We start from the raw sequence: 15183 nt of genomic DNA, 5'->3' as shown, positions 1-15183 counted from the left end.
TGCGGATTTTGGTCAAGCGCTTCCCTGAGATCGGATAAGTTTCGCGGCTGCCAAGGAGCGCTGTGATGCCTGACAAATTCACATACAAGAGTCGCGGGTTTTTTGGCCGAATTCCATCCGAGCCTCATGACCTGACGGACCGCATCACGCCGGTTGAGGCCTGCATCGTCCTGTGCCATCTCGGTGTTCTGGAGGCGTTTGCCGCCGATGATTGGAAGCTGGAAATCGGCGGGTTGGTGGAGAGACCTGTCGTTCTAACACTTCGCGAGCTCAAGAACTTTCCAAGGCACGAAGTCGTTTCAGTGCATCAATGCGCAGGAAGTCCGCTCGCGCCCAACAAGCCGACAAGGCGTGTCTGCAACGTTTCATGGGCCGGGGTTCGTCTGGACCACCTGTTGGAAATGGTCCGAGTTGAACGGACGGCGCGCTTCGTCTGGTCGCACGGCGCGGATTCTGGCGAGTTCGGCGGCATCGAGTGCGGTCACTATTTAAAAGACCTGCCGCTCTCCAGGGCGGCCCGCGATGTTCTGCTGGCTTACCAGATGAACGGCGCCGACCTGCTCCCGGAGCATGGATATCCGCTGCGCCTTGTCGTTCCGGGGTACTACGGCACGAACAGCGTCAAGTGGCTGCGCAAGATCGAGCTGCGTTCGGAACGAGCACCCGGTGTCTTCACGACCAAGTGGTACAACGATCCCGAGCCTGACGGGTCTACCCGACCAGTCTGGGGAATTGCACCCCAGTCGATCATCGTCTGGCCGAAACCCGACAACCAGTTGCGCCGCGGCGATCTGGTGCAGGTGTGGGGGTGGGCTTGGGCGGACGCGGATCTGGAGACCGTCGAGGTTAGCTCTGATGAGGGGGCGTCTTGGCAGGAATGTCGTCTGGAGCGTGCAGCTGGGTGGTCGTGGACCAAGTTCGTGTGCGAATGGTCCGTCGGCGAGGGCTGCACCGGGTTGTTGTCGCGAGCCAGATCCCGATCCGGTGAACTTCAGCCAGAAGCGCGACGGCGTAACGCCATCTATCGTGTCCCGATCTCGGTGCTTTGAAGACGTGCAACGAGCCGTGCAGATTTTCGCATTCGCGCGCATCCCGTGAGGGACTAACCTCTATTGGCCAACACCGGGAGGTAGTCTCAAATGGTTTCCACTTTGCCGCGCTTCAAGGCCGCCGCATGCCACACATCTTCAGTCTTTCTCGATGCCGCTAAGACCGCTGAAAAGGCGTGTGATCTCATCGCGGAGGCGGCGCGCAACGGCGCCTCTCTGGTCGCCTTTCCGGAGTCTTTCATTCCGGGTTTTCCGGTCTGGGCAGCCCTACAGGCGCCCATCATGTCCCACGATTTCTTCGGAGCCTTATCAGCGCAGGCGCTTTTGCTCGATAGCCCTGAACTGACGAGGATCAGAATGGCCGCCAAGCGCCACGGGGTCGTGGTCTCGGTCGGCTTCACTGAAGGGACCGTCGCTAGCCTTGGCTGCATTTGGAATTCCAACCTCCTGGTCGGCGAAGACGGATCGATCCTCAATCATCACCGCAAGCTCGTGCCAACATTCTATGAGAAGTTGGTCTGGGCAGCAGGAGACGCACGAGGCTTACGGGTGGCCGAGACAAAGGTCGGCCGCGTTGGAATGCTGATATGCGGCGAAAACACAAATCCGCTGGCCCGCTATTCCCTGATGGCTCAGGGCGAACAAGTGCACATCTCGACTTACCCGCCGATCTGGCCCACCCGTCCTTCCAAACAGCAGGGCGGCTATGACCTGCGCAAAGCAATCGAAATACGGGCTGGCGCCCATTCATTCGAGGCGAAGTGCTTCAACATTGTGTCCTCCGCCTGCGTCGACGTCGGCATGAGGGACGCACTCGCCCAGGCAAATCCGGCGATGCTGGATTTGATCGAAGGGACGCCTCATGCTGTCTCGATGATTCTTGATCCAACGGGACAGGTGATCAGCGAGGTGCTTTCGGAGAGCGAAGGCATCGCTTATGCCGACATTGACGTTGCCCGCTGCGTCGAACCGAAGCAATTTCATGACGTCGTCGGCTATTACAACCGGTTCGACGTGTTCTCGCTCACGGTCGACAGATCACAGCGCGATCCGGCGATTTTCGTCGAAGTCGAGGGACAGGAGCCGGGGGACAGGTCGGCACAGCATAGGCGCCGCGAGACGTTGGAGCCGTCAGCGAGCGAATTCGAGCGCCTGGTCGCCGCCAACTGATCCATCTTCGGGCGGCCGATAGAGCGTCTTCAGCGAAAGCTCTGGCGGTATCCGGTGCCCAATCGCCGCATGCAGAGGATCGTGGAGCGTCCACGATCCTCTGCTGACACCCATCAGCTCATTGTCGGCATCACGAACTCGGCGCCGGCGCGAATGCCGGTCGGCCACCGCGTCGTGATCGTCTTCAGCTTGGTGTAGAACCGAACGCCCTCAGGTCCGTGCATGTGGTGATCGCCGAACAGGGACGCCTTCCAGCCACCAAACGAGTGGAACGCCATGGGGACAGGAATCGGCACGTTGATGCCGATCATGCCGACTTGGATCTGATGGGCGAATTCGCGGGCTGCATCGCCATCCCTGGTGAAGATCGCGGTGCCGTTGCCGAACTCGTTTTTGTTGATCACGTCGGCGGCATCTTCATAAGACTTGGCGCGCATGACTGCGAGTACCGGTCCAAAAATCTCCTCCTTATGGATCTTCATATCGGTGGTCACGCGGTCGAACAGGGTTCCGCCGATGAAGTATCCCTTTTCGTAGCCTTGACGCCGGAAGTCGCGTCCGTCGACCACCAGCTTCGCGCCTTCGTCTACGCCCGAGTCAATGTAAGCGCGGACCTTGTCGAGGTGCTGCTTCGTCACCAGCGGACCCATCTCAGCCTCGGGATCCGTGCCCGGACCGATGTTGAGCGCACGAACCTTGGGTGCCAGCTTTTCGATCAACCGGTCTGCAGTCGTCTCGCCGATCGGGACCGCCACCGAAATCGCCATGCAGCGTTCGCCGGCAGAGCCGTAAGCGGCTCCCATCAATGCGTCGACCGCCTGATCCATGTCGGCGTCGGGCATGACGATCATGTGGTTCTTGGCGCCTCCGAGCGCCTGGCATCGCTTGCCGTGCCGCGTGGCGGTCTCGTAGATATAGCGGGCAATAGGGGTCGAGCCGACGAAGCTGACAGCAACGATATCGGGATCGGCCAGGATGGCATCGACGGCCTCCTTGTCGCCGTGAACGACGTTGAAGACGCCATCGGGCAATCCGGCCTCTTTGAGCCACCGCGCGAGGACGAGCGACGCGGATGGGTCCCGCTCGGAGGGCTTCAGGACGAACGTGTTGCCGCAGGCGAGAGCGACCGGGAACATCCACATCGGCACCATTGCCGGGAAGTTGAACGGCGTGATTCCAGCGACGACGCCAAGCGGCTGGCGCAGTGAGTGGCTGTCGACGCGGGTGCCGACGTTTTCCGTGATCTCTCCTTTGAGGAGCTGCGGTGCAGCGGTCGCGAACTCGACGACTTCCATGCCGCGCTGGATTTCGCCCTTGGCATCCGAGAGCACCTTGCCGTGCTCGGCCGTGATCACCTCCGCAAGCTCGTCGATCCGATCTTCGAGGATGCGCAAGAAGCGATTGAGGATGCGCGCACGGCGGAGAGGGGTCGTGTTTGCCCAGGCGGGAAAAGCCCTCCTCGCGGCCGCGACTGCCGATTGGACTTCCTGGGTCGTTGCCAATCCGAGCGTTCCCGATTGCTCGCCGGTTGCCGGATTGTAGACGGGGGACGTGCGAGCGCTCCGGCTCGGCACCACCTGGCCGTCGATGAAATTCGGAATAGTCGCAGGCATGTGGCTTCTCTCCTCCAAACGAAGCTTGATCGCACCCGATATGAAGCGCATAAAAACGAGCATCAACGGCCGGTTTTGCGGCACCGTTGTGCAGAAAGTGTAGTCAATGGATTGGGAGCGGGTTCGGATATTCCTTGAGGTCGCGCGCGCGGGTCAGATTCTGAAGGCCTCAAAACATCTGCGCTTGAATCATGCCACGGTGGCTCGCCAACTCACGGCATTGGAGCGCAGCCTGAACGCCAAGCTGCTCGAACGGCATACCTCCGGCTGCACGTTGACGGCGGCAGGTGAGGCCCTGGTCGCTGCCGCGGAGCGCGCCGAAAGCGAGTTTCTCAAAGTTGGCTCGAGCATCGGAGGCCAAACCGAGACAATCACCGGCACTGTGCGCGTGGGGGCGCCCGATGGTCTGGGCAACTACTTCCTGGCCGACCAACTCGGGTGCCTAGCGACAAGGCACCCTGGTCTCGTCATTCAACTGGTGCCACTGCCGCGAACTTTCTCCCTGTCTCGGCGCGAGGCAGATATTGCGATCACGCTCGATCGGCCGAAGCAGGGCCGCCTGGTGTTGTCAAAGCTGACCGACTACACCCTCAGCGTCTATGCGGCAGCAAGTTACCTCGCGCGCGAGGGGCCCATACGCGATCAAGCCGACCTAGCTGGCCGCTTGTTTGTCACGCATGTCGAGGATTTCGTGTACAGCCGTGCACTGGACTATGCCTCAGTCCTCGGCCGGCTCATGTCCCGTCGTTACGAATGCGGCAGCGTCGTTGCTCAGATGGAGGCCGTCCGGAGCGGACACGGTGTCGGGATCCTGCACGACTACGCTGCTCGACGCTATCCGGAGTTGAGGCGCCTGCTGCCAGACGTCCGTTTTGTTCGAAACTACTGGTTGACGTCGCATCCTGACACGCATGAAACCCGTCGCGTTCAGGAGGTTCATCGCTTCATCGCGACGGCCGTGAAAGCGGCGAGGTCGTCTTTCGAGGCGGACTAGCTGCATTCACCGCCGCGGTCGTTGCAGGTATGTTGGCCGATGAGATCGATCCCGCGCATTCGATCAATGCTCGCAATGCAGATGAAACGAACGCATCTTTGCGATGGACGAACAGCGTGGTGGCTCGGCCCGTTGCATTCGGCAGCGGATGAATGCGAATCAGACCCTGCCGTGCTGCCGGTTCGGCAACCACGTGTGGAACCAATGAAAGGCCGACCGAGGCTGCGACGCAGCCGATGATGCCGTCGAGCGTTCCCATTTCCATCCACCGCAGGTCGACGAACCCACGGTGCGCAAGATATTCCGACAAGCGCTGTCGATAGGAGCAGCCTGCACGAAAAACGATCACCTTGCGCCCGCTTCCCGTCGCTAGAAACTTGTTAAGGTGCTCCGTGGACGTGACCATCGGAGGCGTGATCAGGACCAATTCCTCCTCCACGATCGGCTTGCAGGCCAGTTCACCATGCGTCACCGGCGCGGAGACAAAAGCGCCATCGAGCTTCCGCGACAACACGGCGTCGACGAGACTTGCCGTTGGCCCTGTTTCGATCTGAACGTCGACATCCGGATATGCGATGGCGTAATGCGTGAGCAAAGGCGGCAAGCGCAAGGCCGCGGTCGTTTCCATCGATCCGATCCGCAATTCGCCGCTGGGAGAGGCCTCGTCCTTCACTGCGCGCTGCGCCTCCGCCAGGAGTTCACTGATCCGCTTCGCATAGGGAAGCAGCCTGTTTCCCATTGAGGTGAGCGTCACCCCCTTCTTGGATCGGTGAAAGAGTTGGACCCCAAGCTGAGCCTCGAGAGCCCGAATTCGTTGTGTGACGTTGGACTGCACCGTGTGGAGATCGTTCGCAGCCCGGCCGATTCCACCAGCCATCGCCACGGCGGCAAAGAAATTGAGATCGGTGCTATCCATCCGGGTCATCTCCCTAAGTGATGACCTAGATCAAAAATAATCACTTTTCCGTTGTCAATGGCCAATCTAGCCTTCCAGCATCGAAAGGCAGATCGCCTGAAGGGAGGGACTATGGCTATCAAGACGAGGCTGACGGAGTTTTTTGGACTTGAGCATCCGATCGTGCTCGCACCGATGGATCCCGCCTCTGGTGGCGAACTCGCGTCGGCCGTGTCCGCGGCTGGCGCACTGGGTTTGCTCGGCGGAGGCTACGCAAATAGGGCCTGGTTCGAAGAGCAATCGGCCAAGGTCAGCCGTTCCGATGTCGGCTGTGGCTTCATCACTTGGGCGCTGGCGAGCGATCCGGGTCTGCTCGACCTCGCTCTGCAACGGCATAGCAGAGCGCTCATGTTGTCGTTCTCGGATCCCGCGCCTTTCGCGCCGAAAGTGAAGCAGGCAGGTATTCCGCTGATCTGCCAAGTGCAGACCCTCGAACATGTCAAGCGGGCAATCGATGTTGGTGCCGACGTCATCGTCGCGCAAGGCACCGAGGCGGGCGGCCACGGGCTAACGGCGCGGTCCACGATGCCGTTCGTTCCGGCGGCTGCCGATTTGATTTCACAGCGGGCCCCCCGAGTTCTGTTGCTCGCGGCCGGCGGCATTGCCGACGGCCGCGGCCTCGCTGCGGCGCTCATGCTTGGCGCCGACGGTGTGCTGATGGGAACGCGTTTCTGGGCCACACAGGAAGCCGTCATCCATCGAAATGCCAAGGAAAAAGTCGTCACCGCCACGGGGGATGAAACGATCCGCACCCGGGTCTACGACGTCGTGCGCAAGAAGGCCTGGCCTTCCGAATATACCGGGCGTCTGATGAAAAACGGCTTCATCGAAAAGTGGCATGGTCGCGAAGATGAGCTGCGTAGCCTCCAGGAAGCGGAGTTGCAACGTGTCGAGCAAGCCTGGACGTCTGGCGACTACGACACGGCCAATGTCACCGTCGGAGAGGGCATCGGACTCATTCACGACATCCCAACCGCCGGTGAGCTTGTGAAGAGAATTTCGGCCGAAGCGAGCGCCTGTCTTTCGCGCTACGCCACTGCGCGGACTTCGATCGCGGCCTGAGCGGCTTCCGCACCTTCTACATGTTGCCGGGCGAAAACGAGCGCGTGCGCCATGGCGCACGCGATTGAGAGAACGCGTGCCCTAGAGATCGAAAGAGAGATGTTGATGAGCGAACCGAGAATGGACGCCCGGGCTCCGGGAATATGGACTGTCGTACTTGCCTCAAGTGCAGGTACGATTATCGAGTGGTACGATTTCTATCTGTACGGCAGCCTCGCCGTCTTTTTTTCGACACTCTTCTATCCGGCCAATGATCCGACCGCGGCGGTCCTGATCAGCGTTGCGACCTTTGCTACGGGATTCGTTATTCGTCCCTTCGGCGCTATCGTCTTTGGCAGTCTCGGCGACCGGCTAGGACGGAAACACACGTTCCTGCTCACCCTGGTCCTGATGGGCATTTCGACCACCTTGGTCGGATTCCTGCCGACATACTCAAGCATCGGATTCGCAGCTCCCGTCGCCCTTGTGCTGCTGCGCCTGGTCCAAGGGTTGGCCATCGGCGGAGAGTACGGCGGCGCAGCCGTTTATGTGGCGGAACATGCTCCGGAGAACCGTCGCGGTTTCTTCACGAGTTTCATACAAACCACCGCGACCGTCGGCTTCTTTGTAGCCATCCTCGTCGTGCTTGCGTGTCGCTTATCCCTCGGCGAAGAGGCATTTCGCGCGTGGGGATGGCGCATTCCGTTCCTCTTGTCGGCCGTTCTCGTCATCCTTTCGATCTATCTTCGCTTGAAGCTCAGCGAGTCACCCGTTTTCGAGCAGATGCGTCAAGCCGGGAAAGTCTCCCGTGCGCCCGTGCGCGAAAGCTTCGGCAGCGGGCAGGGGCTTCGATACGCCCTGTACGCCCTCTTTGGCGCAACGGCCGGGCTTGGTTGCGTATGGTACACCGGGCAGTTCTACGCGCTGTACTTTTTGCAGAGCGTTCTGAAGGTGGACTTTCTCACGGCCAACATTTGCGTCGCTGTGGCGCTGGCTATCGGGACGCCATTGATCGTGGTGAGCGGCGCTCTTTCTGATCGCATCGGGCGTCGCCCGTTGATCGTAACGGGACTACTGCTCGCTGCTGCTCTCTATGTGCCGATCTACATGGGAATGGCCGCGGCGACAGCAGTTCAAAACTATGTTGCTGTCACAGCCCTCATCCTGGCACAGCTCATCTTCGTCGCCCTGGTCTATGGGCCGAATGCCGCTTTCCTCGTCGAGCTTTTTCCGGCGCGTCTGCGGTATACTTCGCTCTCGCTTCCCTATCACATCGGGACGGGCATATTCGGAGGCTTCGTTCCGTTGATCAGCCTCTCTCTCGTGAGCTACACGGGTAACATCTATTCTGGCCTGGTCTACCCGATTGGGATATCCGTCTTGACTGCGGCCGTTAACATCTTGTGCCTACCAAAAACTGCGGCAGCCGTGATGCCGGTCGAACTGGAATCAGCGCCTGCAGCGGAGCGAAATCTCGCATGAAAAACGAGGATAGCGCCTCTGACGCCGGCATTCGTGCAATACCCTTTGCACAGATACTCGTCTTGATCTGGGCTTGATGTGGTAGCGATGCGTCTCTCCCTAGACTTGTCGCCAGGCATGCTGCGACGCATTCCCCGCTGCGCATAGCAGCGGGGTTTTCTTTCGGCAGAGGCAATTTTAGGCGGCGCGCTTTGATACCGACTTTGATCTGAGCAGATCGAATAGCGCCTTCATGGCGCTCGACACGTAGGCGTCATCTCGACGGACGAATACCGTTTCTACCATTGCCCGCGAAGGGGGCAGCTTATGCACGGCGATTTTGCCGTCCTTAAGGGCAGGAGCAATGACGCCCCTTGGCAGCAGAGTGACGCCAAGGCCAGCGGCAACACAACTGATGATCGCATCGAGAGATCCGAACTCGAGTGGCTGGGCCACCGCAATGCCCATTTCGGCCAAAATGGACTCGAGCTTCTGACGGTAGGAACAGCCGATCTGAAAGACGATCGTCTTCAGATCATTGATTGCAGTCAGTTGCTTGGGCGAGCGGATGGAAACCGCCGTCACCAGTACAAGTTCTTCTCGAAAGAACGTTTCATGCTGCAAATCGGGATGGCTAACCGGGCCAGCGACGAACGCTCCGTCGAGACGATACTCGAGCACGTCACTCAACAATCTTCCCGTTGTACCCGTCGTGATCGCCAGCCGAACTTCAGGATACGCCTTCGCAAACTCCACCAGCACGGCAGAAAGTCGCAGGGCCGTCGTCGTCTCCAGGCTCCCGATCATCAGCGATCCGCTCGGCTCCCCGTCATCTCGGGCGGCGGATTGTGCGTCTGCAACAAGCTTTGCAATGCGGGCCACGTAGGGAAGTATCCTGCGGCCGGCGGGGGTTGGTGTGGCCCCGCGGGCGTGGCGTTGCAACAGGGGTACGCCGATTTCTTCTTCCAGCACGCGGATGCGGGCGGTCACGTTCGACTGGACCGTATGCAATTCAGACGCCGCGCGGCTCATGCTTCCGAGCCGCGATACGGCCTCGAGTACCTTGAGGTCGGAAATATCCATGCGAAACCTTCTATACGACGACAGGAACATATCTCTAGACGAGATAGCTACTATCTCATGTAATCATTTTTTGTAATTCCGGAGAAGGAGTATTTTGCGGCAACTGGGTTTTTGAGAGGACGCGTCATTCCGATGGACCGCCAGGACACTGTGTCAATATGGGCACCAGCGTCGCGGATGTGGCCCGCAGTTTCAGCCGGCCTATGCGCAACGCTGGTTGGAATAGGGCTCGCACGTTTCGCTTACACGCCACTGCTCCCGGCCGTAGTCGGAGCGCATTGGTTCGGCGCCTCTGCCGCTGCCTACATCGGGGCAGCGAACCTTGCCGGCTATCTGGCCGGTGCCTTGGTGGCGCATCCCATGCTCAAGTTCAGTTCGGCGGCTTCTTTGATACGTATGATGATGCTGCTCGCGTCGGCCGCTTTCATCGCCTGCGCGTTCCCGGTCTCGTTCGCCTGGTTTTTTACCTGGCGCCTTGCTTCGGGTTTTGCGGGCGGTGTCCTTATGGTCCTGGCGGCGCCGACCGTTCTTTCACACGTGGCGCCCTCGCGGCGTGGCCTTGCCGGCGGCATCATCTTCACCGGCGTGGGCGTGGGCATTGCCGCGTCTGGCACTCTCGTGCCGCTGCTGCTCGATCGTGGTTTAAAGCAAGCGTGGATGGGCCTCGGAGTTCTAGCACTCGTGTTGACCGTGGTGGCATGGCGCGGATGGCCCACGGCGCCGCCACCAACGCTTCCAATCCGCACCCGCGCCCCCCGAAGAGCACTTCCCCTATGGATTCTCTATATCGAGTACGGCCTTAACGCAGTGGGGCTCGTTCCCCACATGCTGTTTCTAGTCGACTTCGTGGCGCGCGGCCTTGGGCAGGGTGTGCAGGCTGGTGCACACTATTGGGTCCTCTTCGGTGCCGGTGCGATCGTCGGACCTTTGCTGACTGGCCAACTGGCCGACCGGATCGGGCCACGCAGCGCGTTGCTCATCGCCTACGCTCTCCAGGCCTTTGCGGTCGGATTACCAGCGCTGTATCTGGGAACAGTTTCTCTCGCGTTCTCGAGCCTGGTCATGGGAGCATTCACGCCGGGTATCGTGATCTTGGTGCTTGGACGTGTTCACGAACTGGTGCCGCACGATCATGGCTCCCAGAAAGTCGCTTGGAGCGTGGCGACCACCAGCTTTGCTGTCATGCAAGCGCTGGCGGCATTCGGGTTGTCTTTTGTCTTTCAGAACAGCGGAGGGAGCTATCGTCTGTTGTTCCTCATCGCCGTTTGCGCCCTCGCACTCGCGTTCATGATCGAATCCGGAGTCGGAACTTTCACTTCCGCACGGAGAGCAGAATCTCGCGACGGGCCCACACGAGGCTAACCCACCCAAGGTGCCGGGGCGCTTTGAAATTGGCTCTTGGCGTGCGGCACGGACAATAACTCAGGGCAAGGCTGCAATCATCTCGATCTCAACCTTCGCTCCCAGTGGCAGCGAGGCGACGCCTATCGTTGTGCGTGCCGGATAGGGCTTCGAGAAGTGCTTGGCGTAGACCGAGTTCATGGCGGCAAAGTCTTGCATGTCCGTCAAGAAGACATTGCATTTGACGACATTGTCGAAGGAAAGACTTGCCGCTTCCAGCGCCGCCCCAAGGTTGCGGAAGCACTGATGCACCTGGGCCTCTATGTCACCGTCGACCAATCGGCCAGTAGCGCCATCGATTGGAGTCTGACCGGAAAGATAGACGAAGCCGTTTATCAGCACCCCATGGGAGTAGGGTCCGACTGCTGCGGCGCCTGGAGCATTGATTGCTTCCCTGCTCATTGTTGCCTTCTCCTTGTTCGTCCGTCGCAAGCGAGAGCCCGTTGAAAATGGCTCAGTACGGTCGCGAAGCGGAAGTTCATGACGCATCGATGGGGAGCCCATCGGTCTGAGCGCCAACGAGGGCGACTAGCTTCCTGTTGACTGTGCCTTCAAGTTGCACGACGAGCAAATAATAACGTTGTTCCCAGTCCGCACATGACGGCGCCCGACGCTTGTCGTGTCCTGGCAATGAATGATGGTCGCTTTGCAAGTCCCGCTCTCGCTTTTGCAGCCCAATAGGTCACGACCAAGTCGACACTTGTGTTCAGTGCAACCGAGACGAGCCCAAGTACGATAAACTGCTCGGCGACGTGCGCGGTCGGATCTACGAATTGCGGGATAAACGCGAGAAAGAATGCCGCCGTCTTCGGGTTGAGCGCCTCGACCAGGATGCCTTCGCGAAAGGCACGATACGCCCCTGTCGTTTGAACCGCTGTTGGTTCCACGATGCGGGCTTCGCGCCATGTCTTGATGCCGAGCCAGATGAGATAGAGGGCTCCCGCGATCTTCAGGAAGGTGAATGCCTCAGTGCTTGCCATCACGAGCGCAGATAAGCCGATAGCGCCGGCGAGAACGTGAACGAGCCCGCCGAGACCGAGGCCCACGCTAGATGCCAGTCCTTCCGAGCGCCCGCCGGCAAGCGTTCGCGCTACGATGTAGAAGATGCCTGGCCCCGGCGTGATCGCGACAACGAGGGCTGCTGCCAAGAACAGAAGCGAGCTTTGAAAGCTGAACATCGTATACCTGTGACTGTGCTAGGTCGAGGATCTCTCGCCTTTGCTCTGAACCGGAATGAGCAGTCCCACTTCTCTATCACGCGGATCCTCGCTCGCTGTAAGGCCAGCGGAAACGCGGGTGCGGTCAGCTTCGGGACGGTTCTGACTCATCTTGCGTTTGCCCTCGAACCGGGTGACGGGAATGCGCAGCCCAACGATCCCGCGCAATTGTGCGGCAACGAAATCGGCAGGAGCTTCGTCAACGGTCCAGGGCTTTGCGCGCGGCGCCTCGTGCATATTTGTAAGGCGCTTGACAACCTCGAGCAAGCGTCCGGGATCGTGAAAGAATTCGACCGGGCCATAGGCGTGGACGGCGATGTAATTCCATGTCGGTACTACCTTGCCGGTTTCTTGCTTGGTGGCGTACCAGGAGGGCGTCACATAGGCTTCCGGCCCCATGAAGATTGCGAGGGCTTCGCCGATCGGGGGCGAATTCCACTGTGGGTTTGCCCTTGCGACATGCCCGTACAGAACGCCGCGCTCGCCTTCGGTCTCATCAAGAAAGAGCGGCAGCGGCGTCGCGAGTGGCCCATCTGCGGTAGCGGTGACGAGGTTGGCCAGCCGGGCGGAGCGGATGTTTGCCCGGATGTTGTCAAGGTCATCGTCTCTGAACGCGGGAGGTATATACAACGCAGTTCTCCGTTCTGACGTGGTTTAGATTGGATGACGCGACCGAGGCGATCGATTAGCCTGAAGCTTGCCCATTGTCCCAAAGTCCTGTCATGCTCGTGAAGGGCGAGAATTCGACGTCAGGCCCAGATCGAATCGACGCACTTTGCGCGAAGTATCCATGCTCGATACATAGGCGCCAGGCCCGCTGGGCACCAGAGTACGAGGCAACCGGCGGATCGTTCCAAAGAATTTCAACGCGTCCCTGAATGTGCACCAAATCGCCGGTCAGAAAATCGATGAAGAGCAAAGCGGCATATGGATGGACTGAAAAGTTGCCCAGCGTGTTGTAATAGAGGTTGCCAGAAAAGTCTGGCACGGTGATCTCGCGATCGGTGGCATGGACGAAACCGGGCCGGCCGCCACGATGAGATATATCGCAGTCATAGGTGCCGGGCTCTCCATCGTATGCGGGAGTGCAGGACGCCACGAAAAATGTGTCCGCGTTTTGAATGACGCGCTTAATCGGCTCGTCGAGCTGCTTGAATTCCAATCTCCGTCTTTTGTCAGAGCAGAGCTTATTCGCGGTTATGTTTTGGCGAACCTGAATATACTTCGGGCAATTGCCGAAGCTTTGATGCACAAGCAGCTCAAAGCCCTCGGCGTCGGCGCTTACAACTCGTCCGTTGAGCCTATTTCGCCGTCGGTTGGTCAGGTCTAGGCCTAGCAATCCCAAATTTGTGCCAACCACGAGATTTTTACTCAAAGGATCGTCTTTAGACCGTTCGGCCCTCACCAGCAGGCGTGCCGGATCTGGCGACGACATGAACCCCCTCGGTCCGACCAAGATCGATGCGCTCGGCTGGCCGTCCCGATCGGCCGATCCAACAAAGACATAGGTCAGGTTCCCGAAAAACTCCCGATGCTGCTCGGGCATCTCCTTTCGTATTGCAACCTGCGCACGCTTCCGGACGCCGTCGCCGACACCCGCCCGTTCCTGGACCTCGAGCTCACCTGGGTGAAACGGAGACGAGCCGCGTTCTGGCATCATGATGCACCCCTCTACCAGGCGTCTATCGGGGCGCCGGCGGCATTGGCTCGAACCTTGGCAATGCTTCGATACGCTCGAGCCATCGAACGATGTTCGGATGAGGGTCCAATGACACGCCGCCTTCCGGTGCCGCGCGCGTATAACTGTAGCACGCGATGTCAGCAACTGTGGGCACGTCTGTAGCGACGAATCTTCGTTGTGCCAGATGCTCGTCCATCACCCTGAAGAGCCGGTCCGCTATCTCGGTTGACCGCTCACGATCGACCGATCGTCCAAACACGGTGCCGAGGCGCGCAGTTGCTGGACCGAACGCGAGGGGGCCCGCCGCGACGGAGAGCCATCGCTGAACCTGCGCGAGTTCAGTCGCCTCCACGGGAAGCCATGTCCTGGACTCGTCGTAACGAGTGGCGAGGTAAACAAGAATCGCATTTGAGTCAGCGATGGTGACGCCACTGTCGTCGATGACCGGGATCTCACCAAATGCATTCATTGCCAGAAACGCCGGAGTCTTGCGATCAGGTGGCGGCGTAGCGACAAACTCGAACGGCAGATCGAGAAGCCGGAGAAACAACTCCACACGATGGCTGTGACCCGACAACTTCCCGCCGTAGAGTCGAATTGGTTGGTTCATTGATCTCTTCTCCTTTGCAGTTCCTCATACTTGCAGCCGGACAAGTCGGGAATGCCGTCACGCAACAACATATTGTTGCGGAAATCGCAATGATGCTGCTGATCTGCTTGGCCGCGCGCTCTGTCGCGCTTTTTTGCGAACATGCTCCGGCTAGTTCGGCGATCGCTGCGCGTTCAGCATGCTTTCCGCGGCTTTTGCTCGGAGAATCAAGCGTGGTGAGTCGTGGTCATCTCGTGACGTGATGATGGTCATCTGAATTTCTAATGTTCTGCTTCGCCTTGGTGGAAACGTGCAACCGGTGTTGCGCGTTTTCATGTGGCGAGGTGTTGGCGGCGCATCAAAGAGTCATGATTGCAATCTACGGGAGTGTGCTGGCGCGCTCGCCGCGACTAGAAAGCGTAGATCCCAACCAGGCGGCTCGAACGTCAGTCGGACAAGAGGCTCTCAATGCCATTTCTCAGGTTTGATTTGATCGAGGGCTGGAGCGATGGGGAACTCCAAAAGCTGCTGGACATAACGCATGAAGTGCTTGTTGAGACGCTCCACGTACCGGCCCGCGACCGCTACCAGGTTGTGCATCTTCATCCGCGGTCTCGCGTAGTTGCGCTCGACACTGGTCTTGGCTTCGAGCGTACTGACAGGCTGGTCATCTTGCAGTTGACCAGCCGTCCACGGGAGAGAGCATCGAAAGTCGAATTCTATCGAGTGCTGGCTGAGAGGTTGTCGTCGGCGTGCGGAATAGCACCCACGGATCTCGTTATCAACTTTGTGATCAATGCCGACGAGGACTGGTCGTTTGGTTTGGGACGAGCGCAGTTCTTGACAGGTGAGTTGCATTAGACGGCCACGGTGGCCTCGAACTCATACACCGATCCTCCCTTTCCTGTGCACGCCGTCGGCGAAGGTGG

At 59.4% G+C, this 15183-nt stretch carries 15 protein-coding genes; 7 read left to right on the top strand and 8 right to left on the bottom strand.

Annotated features, from left to right (window positions below; translation table 11 throughout):
* The first annotated feature begins 65 nt into the window (after nt 1–65).
* On the top strand, nt 66–1049 hold the full coding sequence (locus tag XH88_RS06465) for a molybdopterin-dependent oxidoreductase (protein WP_271614581.1): 984 nt from the start codon (nt 66–68) through the stop codon (nt 1047–1049).
* Nucleotides 1050–1139: 90 nt separating this feature from the next.
* A complete protein-coding gene (locus tag XH88_RS06460; protein ID WP_271614580.1) occupies nt 1140–2219 on the top strand; it encodes a carbon-nitrogen hydrolase family protein in 1080 nt (359 codons plus the stop codon).
* A 113-nt stretch (nt 2220–2332) separates the two neighbouring features.
* Here the strand turns inward: XH88_RS06460 and XH88_RS06455 are convergent, their stop codons facing one another.
* Nucleotides 2333–3832 carry a CoA-acylating methylmalonate-semialdehyde dehydrogenase gene (locus tag XH88_RS06455; RefSeq protein WP_271614579.1) on the bottom strand — a complete coding sequence of 500 codons (1500 nt, stop codon included), beginning with the start codon at nt 3830–3832 and terminating at the stop codon, nt 2333–2335.
* Nucleotides 3833–3938: 106 nt separating this feature from the next.
* On the opposite strand from XH88_RS06455, the gene XH88_RS06450 reads away from it, so the two are divergent.
* Nucleotides 3939–4826 (top strand): LysR family transcriptional regulator, encoded by an 888-nt coding sequence (locus XH88_RS06450; protein WP_271614578.1) that lies wholly within the window; start codon nt 3939–3941, stop codon nt 4824–4826.
* Here XH88_RS06450 and XH88_RS06445 read toward each other — a convergent pair.
* Complete coding sequence (locus XH88_RS06445; protein WP_271614577.1) at nt 4777–5742, bottom strand: LysR family transcriptional regulator; 966 nt, start codon at nt 5740–5742, stop codon at nt 4777–4779. The two genes, XH88_RS06450 and XH88_RS06445, sit on opposite strands and share 50 nt — an antisense overlap.
* Nucleotides 5743–5853: 111 nt before the next feature.
* On the opposite strand from XH88_RS06445, the gene XH88_RS06440 reads away from it, so the two are divergent.
* On the top strand, nt 5854–6843 hold the full coding sequence (locus XH88_RS06440) for an NAD(P)H-dependent flavin oxidoreductase (protein ID WP_271614576.1): 990 nt from the start codon (nt 5854–5856) through the stop codon (nt 6841–6843).
* A gap of 105 nt (nt 6844–6948) precedes the next feature.
* Nucleotides 6949–8304 carry an MFS transporter gene (locus XH88_RS06435; RefSeq protein ID WP_271614575.1) on the top strand — a complete coding sequence of 452 codons (1356 nt, stop codon included), beginning with the start codon at nt 6949–6951 and terminating at the stop codon, nt 8302–8304.
* Nucleotides 8305–8481: 177 nt separating this feature from the next.
* Here XH88_RS06435 and XH88_RS06430 read toward each other — a convergent pair whose 3' ends face one another.
* A complete protein-coding gene (locus tag XH88_RS06430; protein ID WP_271614574.1) occupies nt 8482–9366 on the bottom strand; it encodes a LysR family transcriptional regulator in 885 nt (294 codons plus the stop codon).
* A 132-nt stretch (nt 9367–9498) separates the two neighbouring features.
* On the opposite strand from XH88_RS06430, the gene XH88_RS06425 reads away from it, so the two are divergent.
* Nucleotides 9499–10728: a YbfB/YjiJ family MFS transporter gene (locus XH88_RS06425; RefSeq protein WP_333909235.1), complete on the top strand. Its 1230-nt coding sequence runs from the start codon at nt 9499–9501 to the stop codon at nt 10726–10728.
* 60 nt (nt 10729–10788) lie between these two features.
* Here XH88_RS06425 and XH88_RS06420 read toward each other — a convergent pair whose 3' ends face one another.
* The 5 genes from XH88_RS06420 to XH88_RS06400 all read right to left on the bottom strand — a co-directional run bounded on the left by XH88_RS06420 (nt 10789) and on the right by XH88_RS06400 (nt 14275).
* Nucleotides 10789–11169, bottom strand: a complete 381-nt coding sequence (locus tag XH88_RS06420; protein WP_271614572.1) for a RidA family protein — start codon at nt 11167–11169, stop codon at nt 10789–10791.
* 149 nt (nt 11170–11318) lie between these two features.
* Complete coding sequence (locus tag XH88_RS06415) at nt 11319–11945, bottom strand: LysE family translocator (RefSeq protein WP_128948044.1); 627 nt, start codon at nt 11943–11945, stop codon at nt 11319–11321.
* Between the two features lie 18 nt (nt 11946–11963).
* Entirely contained in the window at nt 11964–12614 is a 651-nt protein-coding gene (locus XH88_RS06410) for an FMN-binding negative transcriptional regulator (RefSeq protein ID WP_271614571.1), read from the bottom strand.
* A 55-nt stretch (nt 12615–12669) separates the two neighbouring features.
* Nucleotides 12670–13644 carry a pyridoxamine 5'-phosphate oxidase family protein gene (locus XH88_RS06405; protein ID WP_271614570.1) on the bottom strand — a complete coding sequence of 325 codons (975 nt, stop codon included), beginning with the start codon at nt 13642–13644 and terminating at the stop codon, nt 12670–12672.
* Between the two features lie 22 nt (nt 13645–13666).
* Nucleotides 13667–14275, bottom strand: coding sequence for a glutathione S-transferase family protein (locus XH88_RS06400; RefSeq protein WP_271614569.1), 609 nt, complete (start codon nt 14273–14275; stop codon nt 13667–13669).
* Between the two features lie 447 nt (nt 14276–14722).
* On the opposite strand from XH88_RS06400, the gene XH88_RS06395 reads away from it, so the two are divergent.
* The gene (locus tag XH88_RS06395) at nt 14723–15115 is read left to right on the top strand and encodes a tautomerase family protein (protein ID WP_271614568.1); all 393 of its coding nucleotides are present in this window, start codon (nt 14723–14725) and stop codon (nt 15113–15115) included.
* Nucleotides 15116–15183: the final 68 nt, after the last annotated feature.

This window comes from Bradyrhizobium sp. CCBAU 51627 (genome assembly GCF_028128765.1).
Taxonomy (GTDB): Bacteria; Pseudomonadota; Alphaproteobacteria; order Rhizobiales; family Xanthobacteraceae; genus Bradyrhizobium.
Note: the sequence above shows the minus strand (reverse complement) of the source record. Positions and strands in the feature narration are given on the sequence as shown.